This is a genomic window from Clostridium gelidum, from assembly GCF_019977655.1.
Lineage (GTDB): Bacteria > Bacillota > Clostridia > Clostridiales > Clostridiaceae > Clostridium > Clostridium gelidum.
Genome location: NZ_AP024849.1, coordinates 3,263,435 through 3,288,403 on the forward strand (window position 1 = coordinate 3,263,435; position 24,969 = coordinate 3,288,403).

The 24,969-nt window shown below is 29.2% G+C and carries 24 protein-coding genes and 2 pseudogenes; 3 read left to right on the forward strand and 23 right to left on the reverse strand.

Annotated features, from left to right (window positions below):
- Positions 1-303 precede the first annotated feature (303 nt).
- Entirely contained in the window at positions 304-969 is a 666-nt protein-coding gene (locus psyc5s11_RS14660; protein ID WP_224033248.1) for a recombinase family protein, read from the reverse strand.
- A gap of 270 nt (positions 970-1,239) precedes the next feature.
- On the opposite strand from psyc5s11_RS14660, the gene psyc5s11_RS14665 reads away from it, so the two are divergent.
- Positions 1,240-1,395, forward strand: coding sequence for a hypothetical protein (locus psyc5s11_RS14665; protein ID WP_224033249.1), 156 nt, complete (start codon positions 1,240-1,242; stop codon positions 1,393-1,395).
- Between the two features lies 1 nt (position 1,396).
- Positions 1,397-1,651, forward strand: coding sequence for a hypothetical protein (locus psyc5s11_RS14670; protein WP_224033250.1), 255 nt, complete (start codon positions 1,397-1,399; stop codon positions 1,649-1,651).
- A 438-nt stretch (positions 1,652-2,089) separates the two neighbouring features.
- On the opposite strand, the gene psyc5s11_RS14675 is transcribed toward psyc5s11_RS14670, so the two are convergent.
- The 7 genes from psyc5s11_RS14675 to psyc5s11_RS14705 all read right to left on the reverse strand — a co-directional run bounded on the left by psyc5s11_RS14675 (position 2,090) and on the right by psyc5s11_RS14705 (position 7,903).
- Positions 2,090-3,052 carry a tetratricopeptide repeat protein gene (locus psyc5s11_RS14675; RefSeq protein ID WP_224033251.1) on the reverse strand — a complete coding sequence of 321 codons (963 nt, stop codon included), beginning with the start codon at positions 3,050-3,052 and terminating at the stop codon, positions 2,090-2,092.
- A 325-nt stretch (positions 3,053-3,377) separates the two neighbouring features.
- Positions 3,378-3,803, reverse strand: coding sequence for a hypothetical protein (locus psyc5s11_RS14680; protein ID WP_224033252.1), 426 nt, complete (start codon positions 3,801-3,803; stop codon positions 3,378-3,380).
- A 122-nt stretch (positions 3,804-3,925) separates the two neighbouring features.
- A complete protein-coding gene (locus psyc5s11_RS14685; RefSeq protein ID WP_224033253.1) occupies positions 3,926-4,084 on the reverse strand; it encodes a hypothetical protein in 159 nt (52 codons plus the stop codon).
- The gene (locus tag psyc5s11_RS14690; protein ID WP_224033254.1) at positions 4,065-4,418 is read right to left on the reverse strand and encodes a Rha family transcriptional regulator; all 354 of its coding nucleotides are present in this window, start codon (positions 4,416-4,418) and stop codon (positions 4,065-4,067) included. The genes psyc5s11_RS14685 and psyc5s11_RS14690 overlap by 20 nt, the downstream gene beginning before the upstream one ends.
- A 600-nt stretch (positions 4,419-5,018) precedes the next feature.
- Positions 5,019-6,512 (reverse strand): DEAD/DEAH box helicase family protein, encoded by a 1,494-nt coding sequence (locus psyc5s11_RS14695; RefSeq protein WP_224033255.1) that lies wholly within the window; start codon positions 6,510-6,512, stop codon positions 5,019-5,021.
- A gap of 76 nt (positions 6,513-6,588) precedes the next feature.
- A complete protein-coding gene (locus psyc5s11_RS14700) occupies positions 6,589-6,774 on the reverse strand; it encodes a hypothetical protein (RefSeq protein ID WP_224033256.1) in 186 nt (61 codons plus the stop codon).
- Positions 6,775-6,952: 178 nt separating this feature from the next.
- Positions 6,953-7,903, reverse strand: a complete 951-nt coding sequence (locus psyc5s11_RS14705; RefSeq protein WP_224033257.1) for a hypothetical protein — start codon at positions 7,901-7,903, stop codon at positions 6,953-6,955.
- A 172-nt stretch (positions 7,904-8,075) separates the two neighbouring features.
- Between psyc5s11_RS14705 and psyc5s11_RS14710 the strand changes: the two genes are divergently transcribed.
- The gene (locus tag psyc5s11_RS14710) at positions 8,076-9,554 is read left to right on the forward strand and encodes an ISLre2 family transposase (protein ID WP_224033258.1); all 1,479 of its coding nucleotides are present in this window, start codon (positions 8,076-8,078) and stop codon (positions 9,552-9,554) included.
- A 205-nt stretch (positions 9,555-9,759) separates the two neighbouring features.
- Here psyc5s11_RS14710 and psyc5s11_RS14715 read toward each other — a convergent pair whose 3' ends face one another.
- The 15 genes and pseudogenes from psyc5s11_RS14715 to psyc5s11_RS14785 all read right to left on the reverse strand — a co-directional run bounded on the left by psyc5s11_RS14715 (position 9,760) and on the right by psyc5s11_RS14785 (position 24,965).
- The gene (locus psyc5s11_RS14715; protein ID WP_224033259.1) at positions 9,760-10,209 is read right to left on the reverse strand and encodes a GIY-YIG nuclease family protein; all 450 of its coding nucleotides are present in this window, start codon (positions 10,207-10,209) and stop codon (positions 9,760-9,762) included.
- A gap of 257 nt (positions 10,210-10,466) precedes the next feature.
- A complete protein-coding gene (locus psyc5s11_RS14720; RefSeq protein ID WP_224033260.1) occupies positions 10,467-10,823 on the reverse strand; it encodes a hypothetical protein in 357 nt (118 codons plus the stop codon).
- A gap of 1,147 nt (positions 10,824-11,970) precedes the next feature.
- Complete coding sequence (locus tag psyc5s11_RS14725) at positions 11,971-12,207, reverse strand: hypothetical protein (protein WP_224033261.1); 237 nt, start codon at positions 12,205-12,207, stop codon at positions 11,971-11,973.
- 9 nt (positions 12,208-12,216) lie between these two features.
- Positions 12,217-13,221 carry a tyrosine-type recombinase/integrase gene (locus tag psyc5s11_RS14730; protein WP_224033262.1) on the reverse strand — a complete coding sequence of 335 codons (1,005 nt, stop codon included), beginning with the start codon at positions 13,219-13,221 and terminating at the stop codon, positions 12,217-12,219.
- A gap of 144 nt (positions 13,222-13,365) precedes the next feature.
- Positions 13,366-13,500 (reverse strand): annotated as a pseudogene (locus tag psyc5s11_RS14735) (sporulation initiation factor Spo0A C-terminal domain-containing protein); the annotation flags it as partial.
- A 710-nt stretch (positions 13,501-14,210) separates the two neighbouring features.
- A complete protein-coding gene (locus tag psyc5s11_RS14740; protein WP_224033263.1) occupies positions 14,211-15,134 on the reverse strand; it encodes a polysaccharide deacetylase family protein in 924 nt (307 codons plus the stop codon).
- 493 nt (positions 15,135-15,627) lie between these two features.
- Positions 15,628-15,966, reverse strand: a pseudogene (locus psyc5s11_RS14745) (recombinase family protein); the annotation flags it as partial.
- A 739-nt stretch (positions 15,967-16,705) separates the two neighbouring features.
- Entirely contained in the window at positions 16,706-17,929 is a 1,224-nt protein-coding gene (locus psyc5s11_RS14750) for a glycosyltransferase (protein ID WP_224033264.1), read from the reverse strand.
- Between the two features lie 242 nt (positions 17,930-18,171).
- The gene (locus psyc5s11_RS14755; RefSeq protein ID WP_224033265.1) at positions 18,172-18,699 is read right to left on the reverse strand and encodes a PadR family transcriptional regulator; all 528 of its coding nucleotides are present in this window, start codon (positions 18,697-18,699) and stop codon (positions 18,172-18,174) included.
- A 105-nt stretch (positions 18,700-18,804) separates the two neighbouring features.
- The gene (locus psyc5s11_RS14760; protein ID WP_224033266.1) at positions 18,805-19,068 is read right to left on the reverse strand and encodes a hypothetical protein; all 264 of its coding nucleotides are present in this window, start codon (positions 19,066-19,068) and stop codon (positions 18,805-18,807) included.
- Between the two features lie 144 nt (positions 19,069-19,212).
- A complete protein-coding gene (spo0A, locus tag psyc5s11_RS14765; RefSeq protein ID WP_224033267.1) occupies positions 19,213-20,034 on the reverse strand; it encodes a sporulation transcription factor Spo0A in 822 nt (273 codons plus the stop codon).
- Between the two features lie 507 nt (positions 20,035-20,541).
- Positions 20,542-21,729 carry a SpoIVB peptidase gene (gene spoIVB / locus psyc5s11_RS14770; protein ID WP_224033268.1) on the reverse strand — a complete coding sequence of 396 codons (1,188 nt, stop codon included), beginning with the start codon at positions 21,727-21,729 and terminating at the stop codon, positions 20,542-20,544.
- Between the two features lie 225 nt (positions 21,730-21,954).
- Entirely contained in the window at positions 21,955-23,643 is a 1,689-nt protein-coding gene (gene recN, locus psyc5s11_RS14775) for a DNA repair protein RecN (protein WP_224033269.1), read from the reverse strand.
- Between the two features lie 18 nt (positions 23,644-23,661).
- The gene (locus psyc5s11_RS14780; protein WP_224033270.1) at positions 23,662-24,114 is read right to left on the reverse strand and encodes an arginine repressor; all 453 of its coding nucleotides are present in this window, start codon (positions 24,112-24,114) and stop codon (positions 23,662-23,664) included.
- Entirely contained in the window at positions 24,111-24,965 is an 855-nt protein-coding gene (locus tag psyc5s11_RS14785) for an NAD(+)/NADH kinase (protein WP_224033271.1), read from the reverse strand. Before psyc5s11_RS14785 ends, psyc5s11_RS14780 begins: the two co-directional genes overlap by 4 nt.
- Positions 24,966-24,969: the final 4 nt, after the last annotated feature.

Consider the following 24,969-nt stretch of genomic DNA (forward strand, 5'->3'; position numbering starts at 1 on the left):
AGCAATATTAGCTAATTTCTTTCTAGAGTGTGCAAGTTCAACTGTTGGCACTAAAATAAGAATCTAACTTTTTCTAGCAAATGTAAACCTAGCCCCCCCTCTATACATAATGATATTGAATAGGTGTATTAGAATGTTTTTAATTGCACTTATTCTGGTTATGTGAACACTATTATACCTCTTAAATCGTCTGCAGAGCACCTTCTAAGTAATTCTGTGATAGCTTAAAGTGAAGATTTTATCATAGATATAGCTATCCAAAATTACTACACTTCTAAACCAAATAAAAAAGAAAAGGTTCATTTAAATCTCTTCTGATACTAATTTAACATACTTCTTTAATGTATTTCTGCTAATATTATGCTTGTTCATCAAATCAATTTGCTTAATGCTCCTATTACTTGAAAACTCTTTTATATCTGTTCTTAAATCATCTGTCATTTTATCAAGCGTATTATTCTTTCTACCGCTTGCCTTCTCGCTTGCTTGTATACCTTGTTTAATTCTCTTGACTATTATTTCTCTTTCCTTTTGTACTCTATCTAATTCAACAATTAGCAATAATTTTATAGTGCTTTCTAACGCCGTCTTAGCCACCAAGTCTTGTTCATGTGCTACCCTTGTTAAATTCTTTATATAATCAGTTCCTACGGTCATATTATCAATGAACACTAAATTGATACCTTTTTTCATTAATTCCATGAATTTTTTATAACCTTCTTCTGCTTGTCTTGTGAAACGTGATATTTCCTTGAATACAATTGTATCTCCATCATGTAGTAAACTTTCTAGCCTTATCCAATTAGGTCTATTGAATGTTGATCCTGTGCAATCGTCTTTAAAACTTAATGTATATTCGATTTTATTATTTTCTGCATATGCTTTTAAACTCTTCTCTTGTCTGTTAAAACTTTGTTTGTCTGATGCTTCCTTTGTTGATATTCTCATGTAGCTAAAATAATTACTCATACTGTCCACCTCATATTATTATTACATGTCAATTTAACTATAGTTTATTTGATACTCTTATTATATAGTTATTTAATCTATTGGTCAATATATCTTGACACTTTTGTTAAAAACATTTCAATAAATAGTTATTCTGACGCTTATATTTATAAGCTAATTTAGTTGACTAAATTTAAAGCCTTTGATATGCTATATACTAATATAAGAATATAAGAATATGATAATATAAGAATATTCGCATATAGTATATCAAAAGGAGTTATAAGAAATATGAAAGAAGAAAATATAACTAGGGTAACAATTCGTGTACCAAGCCAATTATACGCTGATTATAAGAAAGTACTTATTGATAAGCATACTAATACCACCTATGACTTACTTCAACATATAAAAGAAACTGTAGAACAGCATAATAAGGAGGAGTAGCATGACTAAAATTGAAAAAATCTATACATTTATCGAGAAATATTATGGAAATAGAGGTGCCTGGATTTCTGATATTGCTTCTAAACTAGGAATATCAGAAAAGCAAGCTAATGTGCTTACGTATGCAGCTGGATTTAAAAGAGGAAAACGAAGTAATACAAATTCATTCACAAATTTTTCACAGGATAAATCTGTAATATTGATAGCTGCAAATGTATGTGAAGAGAGTCTGTCAGATGAAAGTCTGGTAGTATAGAAGGGCTTTAAAGCCCTTTTAATCGTAACATATGAATTTCATTGGATTGATTAATATTTTTCATTCATGATATTTTACGATAATTGTTTTAAGTTGTTGTTATATCTATAATTAGTTGTGCTTTATCTATGTAATTAATGGATTGATTTTTTAATAGTTGATAGATTATTAGATATGACACCTTTCCAACTGCTCCAATGCACAAAAACAAAACCAGGGCTTATTCTTAAACCCTGGCTTCATTTTGAAATAAGTGTACTTATGGGGATTTAAAAATTATTTTTGGAGTAATCCCCAATAATCATCTTCAAAATCGTTTCCCATGACAATCACCTCTTTCAATTACTATTGTGTGCAGTATCAAATTAAATATACCAGTATCACTGTTGGTAAGTTACGCCAATTATAATCCCTTTATTTTTCATCACTTTTTCTCTTTTACTGCCACTTATAATCCCACTTACCGTCTGTGCCTTTTATCTCAAGATAATACCATCCAACATAAGGTACTGTAACAGTTTTATCAGAGACAAAATCGCCTATTTCATTAGCTATAAGTGTAACTAATTCTTGGTTCGAATTTGATAATTTAACTATAAAGTTGCCCGTTCCTTTATAAGTACCAGTAAAATGAAAAGAGCTATTACTTATATAAACTTTCCATATTTGCTTACCATTTGAATCCACTATTTTTTGAGGTTGATATTTTTTAGCTTCTTCTTTAGCTTTTGCGTCTGCATCTTCTTTAGCCTTCTTTGTAGCTTCTGCATCTGCTTTTGCTTTTGCGTCTGCATCTGCTTTAGTTTTTGCATCTGCTTCTTCTTTAGCTTTTGCTCTAGCGGAATCATATTTAGCGCGCAAATCAATCAATTCTTTGTTAGTTGAATCCACGCCTAAAGCATCAGCTAAATATTTCATTGCATTAGGATAGTCCTTATCAGAAGCACATTTATTAGCCACTTCAATCATGCTAGCTACATATAGATTCTTTGACTCTTCCATTTTTTTTAATGCATTGTCATAATCCATAGTATCTTCTTTAATTACATTTTTAAATGATAGAAAGGCGGTATTATAATCTTTATTCTCAAAGAAATTCATTCCATCATCATATGCTTTTTTAGACTTTTGCAACGCTTCTGCTTTTGAAAGCTTTGCCTGAGTATCTGTTTTATTAAAGAGATTTAAAGCTTGTTCATACGTAGTTACTGCTTTATCATAATCTTGTTGGGACATTGCCTCATCAGCTTGTTTCACTTTTGAAGAATAACTGCAATTAACACCTATTAAAATTACTCCTATAGCTATACATATTGCGACTATTGATATTATTATCTTTTTCTTTTTTGATATGGTAGAAAATATTGTTTTATCTACTCTTGTTATTAATCCTTTGTTCATTATACACTATACCCCTATAATTCTTAATATCGAATCTAATGTATATAATATCATCATTAACTATAATTATGCAATACATGAAAATGCTGAAAAACATACTCCTTAACTTTAATATGTTCTAATTCTATGAAATACATCATCGCTAGCACGTCGATAGAACGCTTATATATCAATATTTTTCACGTTTTAGAGATAATTAGCGTTTTCTGAAACCCTTGTATTTACTGGCTTTGTGGTGTAATAAAAAAGTACTTATCGACGTCGTGAAATTTTTTGGAACTAGTGCAGATGCAGGTATAAATAACCTAGTCAAAATTTGGACTGGTTAAATTCCCTCTATGTATTGCTCTGTAGCTTTCTGTGTCATTGTCTTTAGCTTCTCACGACCTATTTCCTCAAAGAACTTCTCCTGTTCTTCATGTGGCATCTTTGCCCATATCTTGTATCCTACTGTAGCCTTCATTGATCCATTCTCAACCATCTGTTGTAATTCGGGGATAAGAGTGGTTAGCTTCTTGTAATCTTGGAGTTGTTGTTTACTTATACCTACTTGGTCAGCTAAACCTTCTTGAGTTTTGGGCAGAGTAAGATTATCTTGTTCTGCCACTTTATATTGATTTCCTCTATCTCCACCATTTTGTATGCCATAAATTCTTTCCAGTTCCATGATACATTTAGCCATCTTCATAGGATTTACATTACCAACACCTCTCTGCATGATATTAGTACATATCAAGTCTTCCAGTATCATATCGTCCTTGGATCTGTTATCAAGCTCAACTCCCCCGAAGTGTCCACATCTTATACCCACGCTCCAAAATAGGGAGTCAAAGTGTCTAGAAACTAGAGATATAAATATTACGTCCCATAAGATCATCGAAATATCTGCTCAATCCATGTAACATCTTTAGCTACTCTTACTTGCTCTGCAAATTCAACTAAAGGCTTATCGTTCTCTATCTTAGTTTCTAATGGCTTTACAGCTTCTTGAGCCTTTAATTGAGTCAATTCCTTAGTTGCCTTCCATTGCATCAAGTCCGCCACTATAAATAGATGATACTAATTGTTGCTCTCTCGATATTTGAGGAACATTAGATTTAATTTGCTTTTCCATTTCTTCAAACTTGGTCACATAAGTAGCTGTAAATTGTAAATAAGATTCCTTTTTCACCAGTCGTCTTATTAGCCTAGCCACCATATCGCAACCTTTTTTAGTTAACAGATAACAAGGTCTTGATAGATTATTAGCATCTAAATAAGTACTTTCTATAAATAAATTAGGAGTCTGCAAAATTGCTGAGTCATCTAAAACCTTTATATATCCTCGTATAGTTCTCATTAATTGGTCATGAGCCTTTCCAGTCATTTCAGCAGCTTCCTGCTGTCGATTGTTAGTTCCTTGTTCACTTGTTTAACTAGCGTCAGCATAACTTTTAGACAAATAAAAAGCGTCCACCCAACAAGTAACGCTTTTTATTAAACAACTAATGAAATTAAGTTAGTTACCAACATTTAATAGCCCTAATTTCGAAAAATGTGCTATCATATGTTCTACGTGGTATTTGCGTACCACATATATTATATTATAGACTAAAATCATAGCACTAATCAACTAACATCTTAGACTTCTTCAATTAATGCACCATCTCTACAATATTACGGCATATTACAAGAAGGGGTGAAACGAGCAGAGCGAAGTAAGGGGAGAACTTGTAAGGTATTTTGGTTGGCACGTGTGCTAACACAATTACCTTTCTCCCCTAATACCTTTGTATTAATGGGGTTCTTTTACCTTTTGTAGCCTTTCATGAGCTTCCCAGTTCAACTAGCTAAAGCTACGTTTCACAGTGAATCACATAAAAGCACCGCCCAAAAGGTAACCAAAAGACGGCGCTATATTATTTCTTAGTCATATTTTGAACGTAACCCTTTATATAGTGGGTAACGTCTATTTTATGACTATTTTTTAAGATGCAATTAATCTATCTATTCTCCAAGCACTTCGATATCTTTTTTGTTTACCTTTTATCATCCTGCTTATTGATAATTCAACTATTCTATATGGGATATTTCTTTCTTCTAATGCATGATTAATAGTTTGCATACCCTTAAGTAGATGTCCATCAAATTTTACATTTATATTTTGTATTAATTCTTTTCTATCTTTTAGACCTAGCATTATATTTCCAACAGATTTTTCAAGATAACTTAATAATCCATCCTCTTCCCATTTACGTTCAATGATGTCATACTCTTCTTGTTTAAATAATTCAGCTATATATTTCTGATAACCATTATTCCCCTTTTTATTGACTATGCTTTGAAATAATACGATATCTGTTTTATACTTAAAATACATTAGCTCATTTATTTTTTTAGTACATTTATTTTCATCATCAACAGCAACATCATAAATCATTTTTGAATAATCTAATTTCCTAGGATATCTTTCAATAAATTCTTTAATAGTATGCTTTCTAAAATATCCTGCCATTGCAACGTTCTTTTTATATTTGGTCATAAATCCACCTAAAGAATTATTATTTATGTTTTTTATATACACATTCATCCTATCTTCATCATGTACTGCACGTTTTCTTCCAACACACTGTTTCATAACACCAATATCTTTAACATCACAGATTATACGTTTTAGCTCCTTATCCTTAATATTCACACCAGCATCCATGCAAACTGTAGTGAATAGTATTCTCTCTTCAAACTTCTCATTTTTTAATATATTTCCTATCTTTTCTGAATCAACATGCTTGTACATTTCATTTGAGGTACTGCAATTAAATACACTATATTGTTCAAATTTTTTATGCAACTGATAACATTTTTCAACACTATTTATAAAAACAATAGCCTTGTCTGTTGTTGTTTCAAGCATCTCCTTTAACAGCACTTCTATTGAGCTATCATTATTGAAAAAACTCAAATTTTCTATTATGCTATAATCCTTAGGGATTTCATATTCTCGTACTTCAAGCTTTTTATGACCTTTAATATATCTTTTTACTACATCCCCTGTTGCACTCATAAATATTCTTGTACTATTTGAAGCTTCCAATATCTTATTTAACGATATGTCCGTAATTGTATTAAAGCTAGAATCACTCATAAAATAGTGAAATTCATCGCTTACAATGTACTGGTACTGACTTAAATCACAATTACTCTTTCTTAATTCCTTATTCTCAATTGACTGATATGTTCTTAAATCTATAATATCTGTCTTATTATTGGTTTCTAGTTCATCTAAAAATTGATACTTACAATTTTTTCTGTGTACTAGCATCAATATTCTTTGCCCTTTACTCTTAGCATATTCGTATAGAACATTCTTAACAAAATAACTTTTTCCAGCACCTGTATTAGCATCTATTGTTACTATGTCTCCTAATCTCCATTTTTCAATTTCATCCTGTGTTATTATTTCACTTACTCTTTTTTTCATTTTGTATTCTTTTCTCCTTTTCATCTGTAAAGTTCATCTTTAGTGTGACCAGAGGAGATAAATCTCCCCCAGCATATTAATTATTTATAAGTTCATTTAATCTTTTTCTGCGTTCTTCGTTTTCCTTAGACATACCTTCAGTAGCTTTTTTCAGATTCTCCCAAAATTGTTTTTCTGAGTCTCTATGAATTTTTTGTCTTATTCTATCACGAATTTCAAATCCTAACATAAATGCTATTGTTACAAGTATTGCTGTTGCCATTTTTATTCCTCCTCTTCTTAATCTAAAGCACTTGCCATCGCTTTAAACTGCTTTTCTTTTGTAATTTAACTGTACCTTTGTCCCATTCAAATTTTAGTTTGCTAACCCACTTCAATTTCTGAATTCATAACCTTTAAAATCATAGTTTTATAGGTGGAAATGGTAGCAATCATGCTACCTAAGCTATCTTCATTTCCAAATCACCTTTCACAGAATAAAGCATATTCACAAATTGCTTATAGAAGCTCTTTTTACTCTTTGCATCCTCCACTCTATCAAACTTCTCTATCATATCTGAATTGATTTTATTAACTTTATCTTGATTGCCCTTTTGAATCCATCTCTTCAAACTTTCAGTTTTTCTTATTGAAAATTCTTTCAATGAATTGACCTCTTTGCTATAAGGGTTAATATAATCAGCATATGTTTTACTTATTAATCTCTGAATAAGATCCAGATGATCATCTGTGTACTCTACCTCTAGCTTGATTAACGATTTATTATCATTGCTATCAATGAATTGTAATGTTATTCTCCCTCTCTCATCTACATTTGAAAATCTTGCAAAATAGGCTACTCTACCGTATTCCATTGGACTATTTAATAGCGTTTCTAATTCTTTTGTTTCTCTATTATGCTTTAGAACTTGATATACTTCACTCTCTGTAAAGCCATATCTAATTCCAAGTTGATCCCATGCCACATGTTCTTTTGGTACTGTAGATATATCTTTACAATTTGATCCTTCTCCTGCAAAACTATCAATATTCCATTGACTCTTAGTACACATCTCATAGAAGTCTCCAATTAAGGCTTTCTGTCTAACTTCCTTATCTCCAAGAGCGTTTAAATATCTCTCCACTTCATGAAAAGCTTCCATACAATCTGATGGTGTTGCATTATAATTCCACCAAATTTCATTTTCATATAGCTCAAATAAATTAGACTTGGCATTTTTAACGCCTACCTCTTCTATACTTTCTCCCTCCAAACATTCTTCTAATAGTTCCTTTTGTAAATCTGTTAATTTATTGAATTCGATTGTCTCAAGTCCTACTCCCATTATGCTTTTTCCTTCTGAGCATAGTTTTAATACTTCCTCTTGATTATCTTTTAATTTGTTTTTCATATATTAATCTCTCCTTCATCTTTTGCTGTTGTGGTTAGAGTATAATTTTAGTAGGCAGAAACAGTAATAAAAACTGTATAAATAGTAAAAGGAGATGCGAAAGCATCTCCCAAATACATAAATTATCCATTATAATTAAGTTGCTAAGACTAAATAGAATGGAGTTATATTTATGTATGAATTAAGTTTAAATGATAAAGGAATGACTTTCAAGGAGTTAGAGAAAAGAATTTATAAATATGCTTGTGACGAAGCTTGTAATGCTTTAAAAAGTATATTAGAATTTTTAGATGAAAAACTACTTAATGAAAGAGATAGCAAGGTTTACCGTAATAAAGGTCGTAAGCAAACTTGTTTGAGGACTATTATGGGGAACGTAGAGTATTCTAGGCGCATTTATGAATTTAAACTTGAAGATGGTAAGAAAGCAACTAAGTACCTTTTGGATGAGTATTTAGGGATGGACACTTTAGGAAATGTGTCTATAAATCTCGTAGAAACTATTTTAACTAACGTGACGGAGGTTTCTTTTAGAAAGACATCTGAGAATATTAAAACTATGTGTAATCAAGATATTAGTGCTCAAGGCGTTTGGAACATAGTTCAAACACTTGGGGAAAAGATTAAAGAAATAGAAAATCGTAAAATTGAGTTAAATGACAAAGGTGCATTAAAAGGCGAAAAGGAAGTACCAGTATTGTTTCAGGAGCAAGATGGAGTTTGGCTCTATCTTCAAGGTAATGATAGACCAAAAGGGAAAAATAAAAAGAAAGAGTTAAAACTAGCAGTATCATATACTGGCTGGACTTTACGCCCAGGGAGCAAAAAAGAATATGTGGTTGTTGATAAAACTGTTTGTGCAAGCTTTAGCAATTCCAATCACTTTAAAAAGCTTGCTAGCGCAACAATTTCAGAAAAATACAATGTAGATGAAATTCAAACTAGAATATTAAACGGTGATGGAGCAAATTGGATTAAAGCAACTTGTGAGGATGAAGACATTCATTTTCAGCTAGATCCATTTCATGTAGGCCAAGCGATTATACGTAAGGTAAGTGATAAAAGAGCTCAAAAGCAATTACTAAAACTATTTAGAGAAGGTAAAATTGATGAAGGTCTAGAAACTATTGTAAATATGATGATACTTACAAACGAAAAAGATATTGCATTTAAGAAGCTTACTGAATTATATGATTACTTTGTTCACAATAGAGATGGATTAATACCGTATAAATTAAGAAGTGACATAAACATGCCTACGGCGCCGGAAGGCATGGAATACAAGAATCTAGGCACAATGGAACATAATATTTGTGATGTATTAGCTCAAAGAATGAAGGGCAGAAAAATGAGCTGGTCTATTAATGGTGCAGATAATTTATCTAAAATATTATCTGAAAAATTTAGTAATAGGTTGTTTGATACTGTAGATAAAATCTACAGAAATATTATTTCTGATGATGTTATTGATACAGTAGTTGCAAAACTACCATTAACAGTATTTCAAGCGAATAAAGAATCTAATAAGTGTAAGGCATATAAGTGCAATAGTGCACAAATTCCGTATAGCGGAGCTGCCGCAACGTTAGGTAGAAAAATAGTACGTGATTTATGTGGATTAAAATCATTTAGTGATATTAGTTATAGTTAAATATACAGTATGGGTAGGGAAATTTTAAAAATGCAATGTAAAATAATGGATAATAATTTAAATAAAATTCTTGCCAACTTTTACTTGACTCAACCGCTGTTGTGAAATGAGATATACAAGCTCTAATTTTTCTGATATAATTTTGTTATAGGGTGTTTAGAGATTGTATACATCTAACACATAAATTTAATTAATTTATGTATGCTTATGCTATTACTTTGCGAGAGTAATTGCATAAGTATATTTTTTTGTCCTTTTTAATCTTACCATTGAGACATTTGCAATATGTAATCCAGTTAGCACCAAAACTATGTAACAGACTACCTAGTTCCAACATTCTAAGCCAATCCACATCTTTTATAATATTTACCTGTCCATTTAATGGTGGCTCCCACAAATCTATCAAAACGTTTTCTAAATATAATAACTCTTGCTCTGTCTTAATATCCTTAGTCACATCTAGATACTGAATAATGTAGTTGCCTTTGCTTATAAACTCTTTTGTGGTCTTAACATTCCTGCTTTTGTGATTTGCTAACCTTGTATAATAGTTTGTTGTCTGCCCGATATAGACAATTTTGTCCTCTAAGTCCTTTATTATGTACACATAGTACCCCTTAAATTTATCAAAATATCCTTTTTTATTAGTCGCCATTTTAAATAATACCTCCTGTTGAGCCATAGCCTTTCTAGAGGTGTTTTTAACGTTAATAGGATATAATCATATACCTTTATTGTATGTTCGTTATATAGTTGTTTCAACCGTTCCATTTCATTGTAAAATCCTTTCCAATCTTGCTAATAGCTTTATTTTATCATTTGCTTATGTAGTATTTTTCGTTCTATTTTTTTGCCTTAATCACTTTCTATATTTAAGAATATATATAATTATCAGCCTTGCAACTGTTATTTTTAAACTGCATCCCATTCTCCTAATAGATATTTATTCCACCTACGATTGCCCTTTGCATCTTTACAACGTCTAAATTTAAGAAACATAAATTCCTTTTCCTTGTCTCTAGTAAAATCTATACTATACTTAAATAAGTTACCATCATAACCTCCACTAATATCATCCATCGATTCTAAATCTGATATAAATTTCCCATCAAACCGCAATTCATCATATTCATCATTATATTCTAATTTGTCTTTAAATCCGCATGGTACTAAGTCATATAATGTATGCAATAAATCATATTTCCTATCGACCCTCTTTTCCCATAGTTTTTCATAATCTGCTTTTACTTCTTCTAATATTTTTTTCATTTGTGCTCTCCTTTTAATTTATTCTTGAATCTCTTATGCCCTATTACTTGTCCTACTCTTTCATTTTCTCACCTCCAATAACAATTTAACGCAAAACAAACCTAGTGCAGTTTTTCCTGCCTAAGTCTTATAATACTCTTTCTTTATTTACTTGTCAACGCTTTTTGTTTATACACCATAATAATATCATGGTTTGTTTACTTTGTCAACATTTTTTTATTTTACAAATCATAAAAATTTAATAGAATATATTAAGCGTATTGCCAAGGACTGATTCCACATCTATTTTCTATTGCTCCTCATTCTTTTTTGCACGTATTAATTTCAACAGTTGAATACATTAACCTCTTTCTCTCAGATGCGCCTAGAATCACTCTAAAATTTCTGCTACAGCTATATACTCAACTAACATTAACAGCTTAGCTAAAAACACCTCTGTAGTACATTCTCTTATAAATGCCTACTATTACTAGTTTTCCTTCGTTCACTATAAGCCTTTGGTATTACTAGGCTTATAGTGACACTAAATTTAGTGTCTTTATTTTAAATTTACTATTGACTATGAGTCATACCAAGTAATATTGTTTGGGAATTTGTCAGTTATTTTAGATATAATTATTTTACCTATAAGCCATCAAAAAATTAATTTCAACGGCTCATAAAGTAAAATAACTAATTGTTTGGTTTATCTGTTCAGAATCCTATCAACGCTCTTATTATTATGCTTACGCCTTTAGCTTTACCATCTATATTTTGTCCTAGATGTTAAATTGCTAAAGTTTACCCATTGATTACAACGCCAAAATACCACCACGACTATTATTTAAGGTTATTGGTTGCCGTTCACCTACGCCACATCACTACCACACATCAGATATAATAAGAGTAATTACTGATGAATAATGTGGCATGGTCAATTTTCTGCATTAGCTGACCAAACTCATGAATTTATTTAGAGTTGTTTCAAAGCTTGTACAACTAACCTGCTCTCTAAAAAAGGGTGCAAGAAATAAACCCTTGCAATCTCCATTTTTTTGAAATACAATTAGGTTATGAGTTTAACTGTATATTTCCTTATGGAGATTGCAAAGTATCTATAAAACTATATTCAGTTTTAGGTAGGAAGTGTTGTAGCACCTCCTATTTTTTATTGCATTAAATTAATTAGTCTTTTTACTTGTTCAATTTCTTTTTCTTTTTTAGGTATATATTCTTTCAGCCTTGTATTATCTGTTGATTTATATTCATCTATTGATTTTTCTAGGTATTCTACTCTTAATCTTAGAACCAACATTATTTCAACATAATTTTCTCCTGTTAGTCCTGTTATATCAGCACTTTCTATCTTTCTAGTAGTAGAATTTCTCTTAATTTCTACTTTCATATTTGCCCCCTACTTCTTCATATTTTCTAACGGCGAGAACTTTTGATAACTCTTCCTTATATCCTCTGCTGTCACATCTAAATAGGCTTGTTCTGTAACAGTCACACTTGAATGTCCTAATATCTTAGATAGAATAAAAATATCCCCTCCCGACAATAGGAATCTTTTTGCAAAGTTATTTCGTACTTGGTGGCATGTTATAGACTTATCAAGTTTTGCCCTTATGCAATATTTCTTTAAATTTTTCTCAAAATTCATTACGTTAAAATTTGAACCTCTCGAACTTGTAAACACATACTCTGTGTCAAAATATCTCTCTTTATAGTCGATCCACTTTCTTAAAATACCTTGCATTATTGTACTAAAAAAGACATATCTATCTTTTCTACCCTTTGCGATTTCAGCAGGTATGAATATTGCTTTTTTTTCGATTAAGACATTATCACTGTTAAGGTTCAATGTTTCGCCTATTCTCATTCCTGTATCCATAAGAAGTTGTAATATTACATAGTCTCTATATTCTGCATAAGAGGTCAAATCTAGGCTTTTTATGATTCTATTAAAGTCTACATCCTTAATTTCATCTTTAGGCTTTCTACTATGCTTATATGCTCTAATTTGCACAGTAGGGTTGCTCTTAATCACCTCATTGTCATATAACCATGTAAAATATACTTTAATATTTCTCAAATAATTATTGACTGTATACATAGATACTTGTTTGCCAAAATCTCCTCTTGCAGATGGGTTATTAGACTTTAATGAATTAATATCTACAACGTATGAATATTTTCCTTTGTTCTTCGTAAATTCCAAGTAGTCTTTAAGATGTTTTGTAGTTACTTTAAGCGGTGTAAAAATATTAACTTCATCAGCTAAATATTTTGCAAACAACTTCAATGTACCTTCATATGACTTCATAGTCTTTTTAGTTAGATCTTTATTTGTACAATGAATCATAAAGTCATTAATACTTTCATCAAAATCATAAATTCTTTTGCTAATTTTAGGCATAAAAAATAAGACACCTCCAAACCAATTTTTGTTAAAACTGATTAAGTGATGTCTTATTGACACTTTTAATGTTTATAGGTATAAAATAATATTTGTTGGCTATACTTTGTAAAGGTTACATACCCTCAGCCCAGTAAAACAGCCCTAGCTAACCTTATTCTTAAGTCTTAATTTATCCGCAATAATTGCAATAAATTCTGAGTTAGTAGGCTTGCCTTTATCTCCATGAATAGTATATCTAAATAGTCTATTAATAGCTTCTACTTGACCTCTGCTCCACTATGACTAGCTTTAAGTATCCTAATATATATAAATTTATAACCCAACAAATTAATAGTTTATACATATAATATATTGGTTTAATCACTAATTTATTTATTCGAATAATAATATATCTTTCTCCACTAGATTACAATACTTATTTTTATGAATATCCAAAATCAGAAAATCTTTTCATTATACATGTAATATTTTTCAACAACAAAAAAGAACCTAGCAAAGTTTGTACTAAGTTCTTAATTATTTTTGTATTAAATTGTTTTTTTTACCAAATAATGATATACTTAATATGCCATCTCGAATATTTATATATCGCAGGGGGCGGTAGCATATGGAACGTAGACGTAGCAGAAAACGTTTCGATAAAGAATTGTTGAAAGATATATTTGTTTTTCTTGGAGCGCTATTTAATTTAGTCTCGGTAATTCTAAAATGCTTTAAATAAAAATTTGATACACAAAAGTAAAATTTAAAGGATTAGTATAATTATATTACTTAAAAGCGTGAATGGTACTCACGTGAGATGGTAAATAATATAATTAGAAAGTCCTTTTGTTTTATTAAAATATCAAGTGCTAGTTAACATCTTATCCAACTCAAAACACAAGTATTATTATACTATTATTAGAAATATATGTCAATGATTAGTATTGACTTCATTATCTTTTCTAACTTCTTTTAATATCTTCTCATTTAGTTTGCAAGCCTGGTTACTTCTTTAAATTTTTCAATACATTTATAATATTGTTGGGCTTATAGGTATAATCTACACATATTCTATTTAACTGAGCAGGATTATCATTTCTATCAGCATAACCTCTTTCAATAGTAAATCCCATAGAATATCCTGCCTCCAAAGTTGCTTTTTTAGTATCCTTATTAAACTTTCCTTCTGGATAAGCAATTGAAATAACAGGCTTACCAGTTATATTTTCTATTGTGTCTTTAGAATTTTTAAGTTCTTTAAGTTGATCTTTATAGGACAAAGTAGAAAGCTTAACATGAGAAACTGTATGAGATTCTATATCAATTCCATAGTCACTCATTTCTTTTATTTCTTCAGCTGTCAAATATGAATCCCGATTTAAATAACTTGATATAACAAAAATTGTTGCATTCATATTAAATTCCTTTAAAATTGGAAATGCATTATTATAATTATCCCTATACCCATCATCAAAGCTTATAACTACACTTTTCTCTGGCATTGACTTGTCTTTAAATAAATAATCGTTAAGTTCAGCCATTGTTAATGTTATATATCCAGAATCTTTAATGATTTTAAGTTGTTCTCTAAATTTTTCCTTAGACATAGTAATTGAATTTTTCTTTAAAGGATCTGAGTTTATAGAATGATAGCAAAGTACTGGTACTCCTCTATTATCATTTATTACAGAAATGCCCTCAAATTGGTCTACCCCTTTCTCCGAAACTTTTTCACTAGCTTTTTCAGAAGTTTCTTTTTGATCATTTTCTTGATTAAATGTCACATTTGAAGAAATCTTTACTCTTTGATTAATACTAATTATAAAAGCAATGCTTACTACAGCTATGAATAATATTAATTTAGTTAATATTATAAAAATAGTTCTTTTATTTTTCTTATTTTTTATATTACACTTTGTTCTTTTCATATATATCTCCCTAGAAATAAAATATCTTTTTTTATAAATGACGTTATTTTTAATTATCACATGTTTAATGCTATCATACTTTTCCATAATTTTCCATAGTATGGTAAGTCATTTTAATTTGTATCCATCTTAATAAATAACTTTTTAACTTGTGCATTAATACAAGAAATTTTCCTATGTATAAAAATCTATAAATTTCTACAACAAAAAAAGAAAAAAATAGTGATAGTAAAACAAGAATTTCTTCTGTCTATACTATCCCTATTTATGTACTGGCTTATTTGTGCAATTTAGCCTTATATATTATATCATATTATTTAACTATAAATGTTTGAATTACATAAAAAAGATTTGATCACAAAATCATAACTAATGCTATCAGACTAAAATTTATTCTACTATTAAAATCGTCTAAAAAAGATTAAGATTTACTCTTAACCTTCTTGATTTTCTATTTAAGTATTTAGTTAAATAAAGTTTATTACCCCCGCTAATAGATATTTATTCCCTCAAGTATGAAGTCAACGTTTGTTCCTGTCATTTCAATATTATTTGTAAGTGCTTTTTTATAAGTTGATGTATTTATATGTGGCTCTTTTAAAAATACAAGTTCAATGTGCTTGTTCAATAATTCCTCATACATTGAATATCCTTCATCAGCATTTCTACTCATACGACTTACACTATCAAATACAATTAAATCACCTTCATTAACCTTACTTATTAGCTTTTTAAATTCCCTTCTACCTTCCACCTTAGTTCCTGTAAATACTTCACTTATAATTGTTGCATTTGGATAGACTGATAAGATATTTCTATGTTGTCTTTCAATCTACTGGGAAATTTTTGATATTCTACAGTATCCATATATTTTACACATTATTATCACCTCATATTGAGAGTATCAATTTTGACGACCGTTTCTTTTGATACTCTTAATATTTCAGTTATTTTATACTTTGTCAATAACTTCTAATACTTTTTTAATCAATATTACTTTTGATACTATTTTTGAACCTTCTAAATTTCAAGAAGGTTCAGTTCCACTTGCTCCAATAAAAATAAGCATTTAAACCTTTTAAGTTATTATACGATCATGATGTGGACTAGGATCATAGTAAATAGGTAGAGAAACAAAATAAAACCAGGGCTTATTCTTAAACCCTGGTTTCATGTGAAAATAAGTGTAATTATGGGGATTTAAAAGTTATTTTTGGAGTAATCCCCAATAATCATCTTCAAAATCGTTTCCCATGACAATCACCTCTTTCATGTATTATTGTGTGCAGTATTAAATTAAATATACCAATATTCCTACTGGTAAGTTATTCCACAAACAAAACTAACGCATATAAAATCATATTTAAGTATCCTAGACAGCTAATGAAATTAATTACGCCTATTTATCTATACCCAAGACTTTAAATTGTCTACAATCTTTATGCCTGTAATCATATGATTAATAGACACTGATTTATGGTTGTTACAATTATAAGATATAGTGCCAGTTCTTATTGCTCTATGTAATATAAACTCTCTCAAGATAAAAGGCATAATTATAAAATATAAATTTAATAATTTAATATAAAATCGGCAGCTTTAGCCGCACCGCCACAGCTTTTTATTTTGTCTGAATATATCTTGAGATTTTGTTTAGATGCATTGTCTTTAATAATTTCTCTACATGTTTTTAAAAGAAATTCCTTATTAAAATTATTCATGCCTGAATTTAATGCACAGCCTATTTCAGAAGCTTTTTCGGCATTAAAATAACGTTCGAAATGTTTTCCAGGAAAAATAATTGAAGGCACTTCATTTTCAATGCATTGTACAGTGGTATTTTGGCCGCCATGATGAATAGCTATATCTGTCATTTTTATAACCTTATCTGATGGAACCATATTCATAAAGTGTACATTACTAGTATTAGAGCTCACACTGCTTTTAAATCTAGGGTTTCCTCCTGCTGTGACCATAACATCAAATTCCGAGCCTAAAAATGTGTCTAAAATCACCTTTTGATATACCTCCGGCGTTATTTCGCCAGCACTTAAATATACGTATATTAGTGGGCGCTTCTTTTCAAAGTTAAAATCTGATTTTATAAAATTCTTAGGTGTCACTGAGCCTAAAAAAATATATTTTGAACTGTCTTTTAAATCCTCCAGTTCAGGTATGCTTGGAACGAAAACTTTGCTACAGTTATAGTCTTGATTAAGTTCGCATATGTTTTCTATAGTTTTTAAATTTAAAGTCCTTAAGAGTTCATTATAATCTTCTGCATATCCGTATTCAGTTTTATTAGAAAATCCAAAGTAAGAGAAGTCTTTCTTGCCTGGAGTACCACCTGTACAAAAATATGGTATGTCCATTTTCTTTGCAACTATAGGCATGACTGTTTCAAATTCGCCGAATATCAGATCTGGCTTAAAACTTTGTACTAATTCCATTTCTTCTTTAAAGGTATTTTGCACATATTCTTTGGAAATAAGGCCTTTAAGCCTTATTACATCACATACACTGCTGATAGAGAAATTAGGTTGTGATAAATTGCCTTTAATATCGTTATTGCTGCCTTGCTTAAGCAACTTTTGCATATCAAACTTAGGTTTATATCCTTGTACCACTTCATATCCACAGGATGCGGCATAATCTGCTTCTCTTCCTGCAGCTCTAAATATTATACTGCAATCTTTCTGTCTTTTCTTTATCTCATCTGCTATGGCAATTAATCTGGTTATACTTCCTAAAGCTTCAATAGATGCTATTCCAGGAGCAAATAATATTTTTTTCAAATTAACATCTCCTCTAATTAAATTTTTTTTATCCCATTTATGAAAAAATCACTATGGATAAATTCTGTTGCCGATTTATAATCAATATATTTAAAATAACCTTTCTTTATATATGAAGACAAACATCCTAAATAATAATATAATTGTAAAATTTATTAGTGTATAATAGACTACTATATATTATAGTAGTCGGTCAAAAAAAATGTCTCACAATATAAGGATTTATTTGAGACATCAAATTATTAATTATAATAATCAAAAACTTTTTCCGACCATTTTTGTAAAACGTTATAAAATTCGTTATATAGATCTAATATAAGCAATTCAGAACCAGATTTTTCATTCTGCTGTTTTGAGTGATTATAAATTGGCTCCACAAACGCTCTACGTTCTTCTGCCTTATCTTTGAAGTTTTTAAGGTATTCTTTTCTTTTTTCTTCTGGTAAATTTTCTATATTAACTAAAAATGCATTAAAGTCTAAATAAATATTTCCTATATTTTTTGAACTTTCTTCCATTAGTTCAATGAAATATGAATTTCCTTTTTCGTTCAGTGAATATAATGTTTTTTCGGGCATTTCACCTTCTTTAACAGTTCTTGAATTTAAATATCCATTATCACATAATTTAATTATATTTTTATAAACCGACGGATTGCTGATTTTTAGCCACTTAGTAAGATTCCAAATATCAAATTCCTTAACCATTTCATAGGCACTTTTCTCTTTGCGCTGCAAATAGCCAAGTATTATTAAATTTATTGAAGACAATTTAATCACCACCATTTATTATACTGCTATAAAGTATAGTAGTATATGATATATTTGTCAATATAGAACTTGGTACTATTAGAACCGTGACATGTTATAGATTTATTAAGTTTTGCTCTTATGCAATATTTCTTTATTTCGCCTATTCTTATTCCTGTATCCATAAGAAGTTGTAATATTACAACGTTTTGTAGCTACTTTAAGCAGTGTAAAAATATTAACTTCATCAGCTAAATATTTTGCAAACAACTTTAATGTACCTTCATATGATTTCATAGTTTTTTTAGTTGAATCTTTATTTGTATAATGAATCATAAAATCATTAATACTTTCATTAAAATCGTAAATTCTTTTACTAATTTTAGGCATAAAAAATAAGACACCTCCAAACCAATTTTTGTTAAAACTGATTAAGTGATGTCTTATTGACACTTTTAATGTTTATAGGTATAAAATAATATTTGTTGGCTATACTTTATAAAGGTTACATACCCTCATCCCAGTAAAACAGCCCTAGCTAACTTTATTTTGTAATCTTAATTTATCAGCAATAATTGCGATAAATTCACTATTAGTAGGTTTGCCTTTATCTCCATGAATAGTATATCCAAATAGTCTATTAATAGCTTCTACTTGACCTCTACCCCAGGCTACTTCTATTGCATGTCTTATTGCTCTTTCTACTCTTGAAGCTGTTGTGTTATACTTCTTAGCTATTGAAGGGTATAATTCTTTAGTTACTGCTGATAATAATTCCATATCGCCAACAACCATAGTTATAGCTTCTCTTAAATACATATATCCTTTTATATGAGCTGGTACGCCAACTTCATGTATGATATTAGTTATTTCTGTTTCTAAATCCATAGGTACCTTCGTTCTATTTTCATTTGATGAAGATATCACTGATGATGATTGATATGAAGATCTTAAACTTGTTGCTTGAGATGTAACACCATTAAACATCTCTCTTATTCTCTTAGTGAATACTTCCATATCAAAAGGTTTTACAGTATAATAATCTGCACCAAGTGTTATAGCTTGTTGAGTGATTTTATCTTGCCCAACTGCAGATAAAATTATTATTCTTGGAACTTTTTCTAATTCCATAGTATTTAATCTTTCAAGAACACCTAATCCATCTAAATGTGGCATTATAATGTCTAGAATAACTAAATCAGGCTTTTTTTCTACTATTAATTCTAAAGCCTCTCTACCATCTTTTGCAATTCCTGTAACAACTATATCTCTTTGATTTAATAGATAGTCATTTAAAATACTACAAAATTCCTTGTTATCGTCAGCAATTAGTACAGATATTTTTGAATCTTCCATGTTATCCCCTCTCCTTTTGTCCATTCTTAAATTATGTTTCGTATTTTAGCCTTTTACCCTTATAAAATATATTATATCACATTCCAATATTACATATATATATTGTTTTTACAAAATTCTGTAAAAACTTTTCATTATTTGGGTATGTACAGTTTTTTTATAATTATTATACTTTATATTAATACATTTCACTTTAACTAAATATTTTAAATGTTTAATTGTTTTAATGTATTTATATTCCACTATTTGTAAATTATACACTTTTCTTCTCAAGAAGTAAATAGTTTCTTAAAAAATACTTTAAAGTATTTTTTTAAATAAAATGTAACTATTATTTCCTTAATTCTCAATTATTAATTGAATATATATTTATTATATAATTATATCTCTTTTTCTACAATGTTTATAAGATAAGCTTCTTAAAAGATTTATTATTATTTCTTATAAATACAAATTAATACACAATGCACATTATTTAATTATAAATTGTGCATTGTGATTTATACATTATTTAATTATTCCTGCATCTTGAAGCATCCACTCTATATATATTCCATATCCTGTATCAGGTTTATTAATTAATACATGAGTTACTGCTCCTATAATTTTATTATTTTGGATAATCGGACTTCCACTCATCCCTTGCACTATTCCACCAGTTTTCGCAAGTAACCTAGGATCTGTAATTTTGATTACCATACTCTTAGAACCTGCCGTAGACTGATTTAAAAGCTTTTCAATTTCAATATCAAATTCTTGTGGACCACTTTCATCAATAGTTGTGATTATTTTTGCTTTTCCTATGGATATTTCATCTCTAAAACCAACTTTAAGTGGTTTTATATTCATATTTAAGGCTTCTGTATTTTTAATTTCTCCAAAAATTCCACTTTGAGTATTCTTTTCAATATCCCCCGTTGGTGTTTGTTCATTTAGAAAAATCCCTCGAAGTTCACCCGGCGAGCCTTTTTCTCCTTTTCTAACACTTATTATAGATGATTCTAATACATCTCCTTTTTTTATTAAGAAAGGTTCATTTGTATCACAATCTGTGATTGGATGTCCTAATGCTCCAAATTTCTTAGTATCATCATCAAAAAATGTCATTGTTCCAACTCCAGCTGTAGAGTCTCTAATCCACAATCCAATTTTATAGTCTTTATCATTTTCTTTTTTTAAGTGAATAATCTTTGTAAAATTTTCTCCACGTCTTAAGATATCAACCTTCACATCTTCTTCACATGTTTTAATTGTTTTCAATAAATCTATACAATTTTCCATTTCTATATCATTTACTTTTAATATTATGTCGCCAATTTCAAGACCACATACTTTCCCAGGACTTTCTTCTTTTCTATTATTAACTTCTATATCCGAATATCCTACAATTAGCACACCTTGACTATTTACTCTTACACCAATAGGATTTCCACCTGGATAAACTTCCAAGTCCTTAATTTTTTGAACTTCTAAAGATTTAAGTGGAATCATTCCTAAAAATTTTATTTCATATGTATTTTCATTATTCTTGATTTTATCTATTGTGTTACCTATAGGTGCAATTGACTGTACTGTCTTTTCATTTTTTGTATAAATTGTACTCGGCAAATTGTTTATACTCGCTAAGGTAATTAAAATTAGAATCAGGATTGGAGCTATAAGTAGACTAGTTGTACATAAAAGTTTTTTCTTCATATTTCTCTCCTCCTTTACTTCTTATCTTTAATTTCCCCACTATATAAAAATCTTATCCTATATGAACTTTGTTATTGCAGACAAAAAGTTTAGCATATACTAAATTTTAATAGTTCTATTATTTTCTTTCTTATTTTTATATAAATTTTAAAAAATGTAATCAAAAAAAAATAAAACCACGAAATCCATGGTTTTATTTTTACCAATTTTTATTTGTATATGTATTTATTTTTTAATTTCTATTTTTTTTAATTCACTTAGTTTTATCATTTCGCGTACATTGTTAAGTGTAGCTTCTGTTACATCATCACCAGCTAGCATTTTACTTATTTCTAGCTCTTTTTCTTCTTTTAATAAAACTTTTATTTTAGTAAATGTTTTATTATCTATTACTTTTTTCATAACAAAATAATGATTATCTGATAATACTGCTATTTGTGGCAAGTGAGTTATACATAAAACTTGGTGTGTTTTTGATAATTGATACATTTTTTCTCCAACTCGTTGTGCAACAGCTCCACTTATACCTGTATCTATTTCATCAAAAATCAAAGTAGGTATTTCATCTTTTTCAGCAAAAACACATTTTAAAGCCAACATTATTCTTGAAAGTTCTCCACCTGATAATACTTTTTCTAGTGGCATAAGTGGTTCTCCTGGATTTGTAGATATTAAAAAACACACATCATCAAAGCCTTTTTCATTAAACTCCTCGGTTCTAGATACTCTTATTTCCATTCTTGATTTTTCAAGCCCTACAAATGTAAGTTCTTTCAAAATTTTTTCTTCTAAATATTTGCTTTTATTTACTCTATACTCATGAATCACCAAAGCTTCTTTTTCCATCTTATATAAGACTTCTTTTTCTTTTTGCTTAAGTTCTTCAATTATTTTTTCCGAATTTACTATTTCATCATATTCTTTCTTTATTTTTTCATGATAATCTAATATTTCTGGAATAGTTGGTGCATATTTTTTCTTGTATTGATTTATTTCATAAATTCTAGCATTTGTTTTTTCTAAAGCATCTTGATCAAAAACAATTTCTTCAGCCATATCTCGAATTTCATGGCTTACTTCTTCTATTGTATAAAATGCCTCTTCAATAGCTTTCTTATTCTTTTTTATTTTTTCAAAATGTTTTTCCACATTAGCTAATTCTTGAATTACTTTTGAAATTGAATCTATTACGCTAAATTCTTCATTTCCATTTAATATTCCATAAGAAACAACTAAACTATTATTAATTTTTTCAGCATTTGCTAAAATATTATATTCTTCTTTTAAGTTTTCTTCTTCATTTTCTTTAAGCTTGGCCTTTTCAATATCTTCAATTTGAAATTTTAAATAATCTAATAACTTATCTCTATCTTGGTTTCCTGAAATTCTTTTAATATCTTCTTTTAATTCTATTAATCTTTTTCTAAAATCACTAAACTTATTCATTGGCTTTAATAATTCATTTCCAATAAAATCATCTAAATATGATATATGACTGTTTCTTTGCAAAAGGTCAACATTTTGGTGTTGTCCATGAATGTCTAAAAGCTTTGCTCTTACGCGTCTAAGCTCTGATGTAATAAAACTTTTTCCGTTAATTTTAATTAAATTTTTTCCGCTTGCATGGCTTTCCCTTGAAACAATTAATACATCATCAAACTCAATATCTAATTCTTTTAAAACATCGCAGACTTTAGAATTTTCAAGAGTAAATAATGCTTCCACATATGTTTTTTCTTCACCTGTTCTTATTAAACTCTTAGAAAACTTTCCGCCAAGAACAAAGTCTATTGCATCTATCATTATAGACTTTCCAGCGCCTGTTTCCCCTGAAAGTATATTAAATCCTTCATTAAAGTTTATTGTCATTTCTTCTATTAACGCAAAATTTTTAATATTTAATTGAATTAACATTTTACCCCATCCTTATAATTATGATGACATTCTCTTTCTTATTTTTTCTACTAATTCTTCGGCACTTTCTATGCTTCTAAGCAAAATAAATATGGTGTTATCTCCAGCGACTGTTCCTGCAATATCTGCGCTTTCCAAATTATCAACAGCCTCTGCCGCAATAGGTGCTGAACCCGTTATAGTCTTTATAACGACCATCTTATCTACATTTTCTACTGAAAGAACCGTATTAACTAATATATTACTTAATCTATCTATAATATTTTTTTGTTCTCCTGTAGATACAAAATACTTAGACTTGCCGCTTGAAGCTTGCATTTTAATTAATTTTAAATTTTTAATATCTCTAGATACTGTAGCTTGAGTTACATCAAAACCTTCTTTTTTTAATGCCTCTGCAAGATCTTCTTGAGTTTCTATTTCTCTTGAGGTTATTATTTCTAATATTTTTGTATGTCTTTTTGATTTCAAAATTCCTCACCATCACATTCTTTAGAATTGTTTAAAACCTTACTTCTTAAAACCTTAAAATAATCATAATCATCAAATAGAAGTAGCTTTACACTTTTTTTATTTTTGCTTACCTTGATTGAAGTTTCATGATTAACTTTAATTGCTTTTTGGCCATCTACTGTTAAATAAACTATTTCATCTTCGTGGTCTGCACATATTTCTATAATACTATCACCTTTTAATACAATAGTATGCATACTTCTTGAGTGTGGACATATTGGTGTTATTGTTATAAGTTCTAAGTCAGGATATACAAATGGTCCACCCGCTGAAAATGAATATGCTGTAGACCCTGCAGGAGTTGCAATAATAAGTCCATCACCTTTAAATGTTGTATAAATTTTACCATCTACAAATATCTTGAATTTCACCATCCTTGATAATGTTCCTCTAGCAAGTACTGCATCATTTAGTGCATTAAGTTCTTCATGATTCCCATTAGATTCAACTTTGCAGTTTAACATCATTCTATTAACAATTTTATATTTTTTTTCTTCAAGTTTATCAAGTGCATTATCTATGTCAGATATCTCTATACTGGACAAGAATCCCAAATTACCTATGTTTATTCCTAAGATAGGTGCATTAAAACTATCATTTAAAGATCTTGCTATTCCAAGAAGAGTTCCATCCCCTCCAAGTACAACAAGTAAATCAATACCTTTTAAGTCTTGATTTTCTATATCAAAAGAACTAAAAACAGCAATGTCTTTAAAGTTGAACTTTTCTCTAAATTTCTGTATAACCATATGTAATATTTTATTATCTTTATCCTTTGATGGATTAATTGCAATCCCAATATTTTTCATAGCC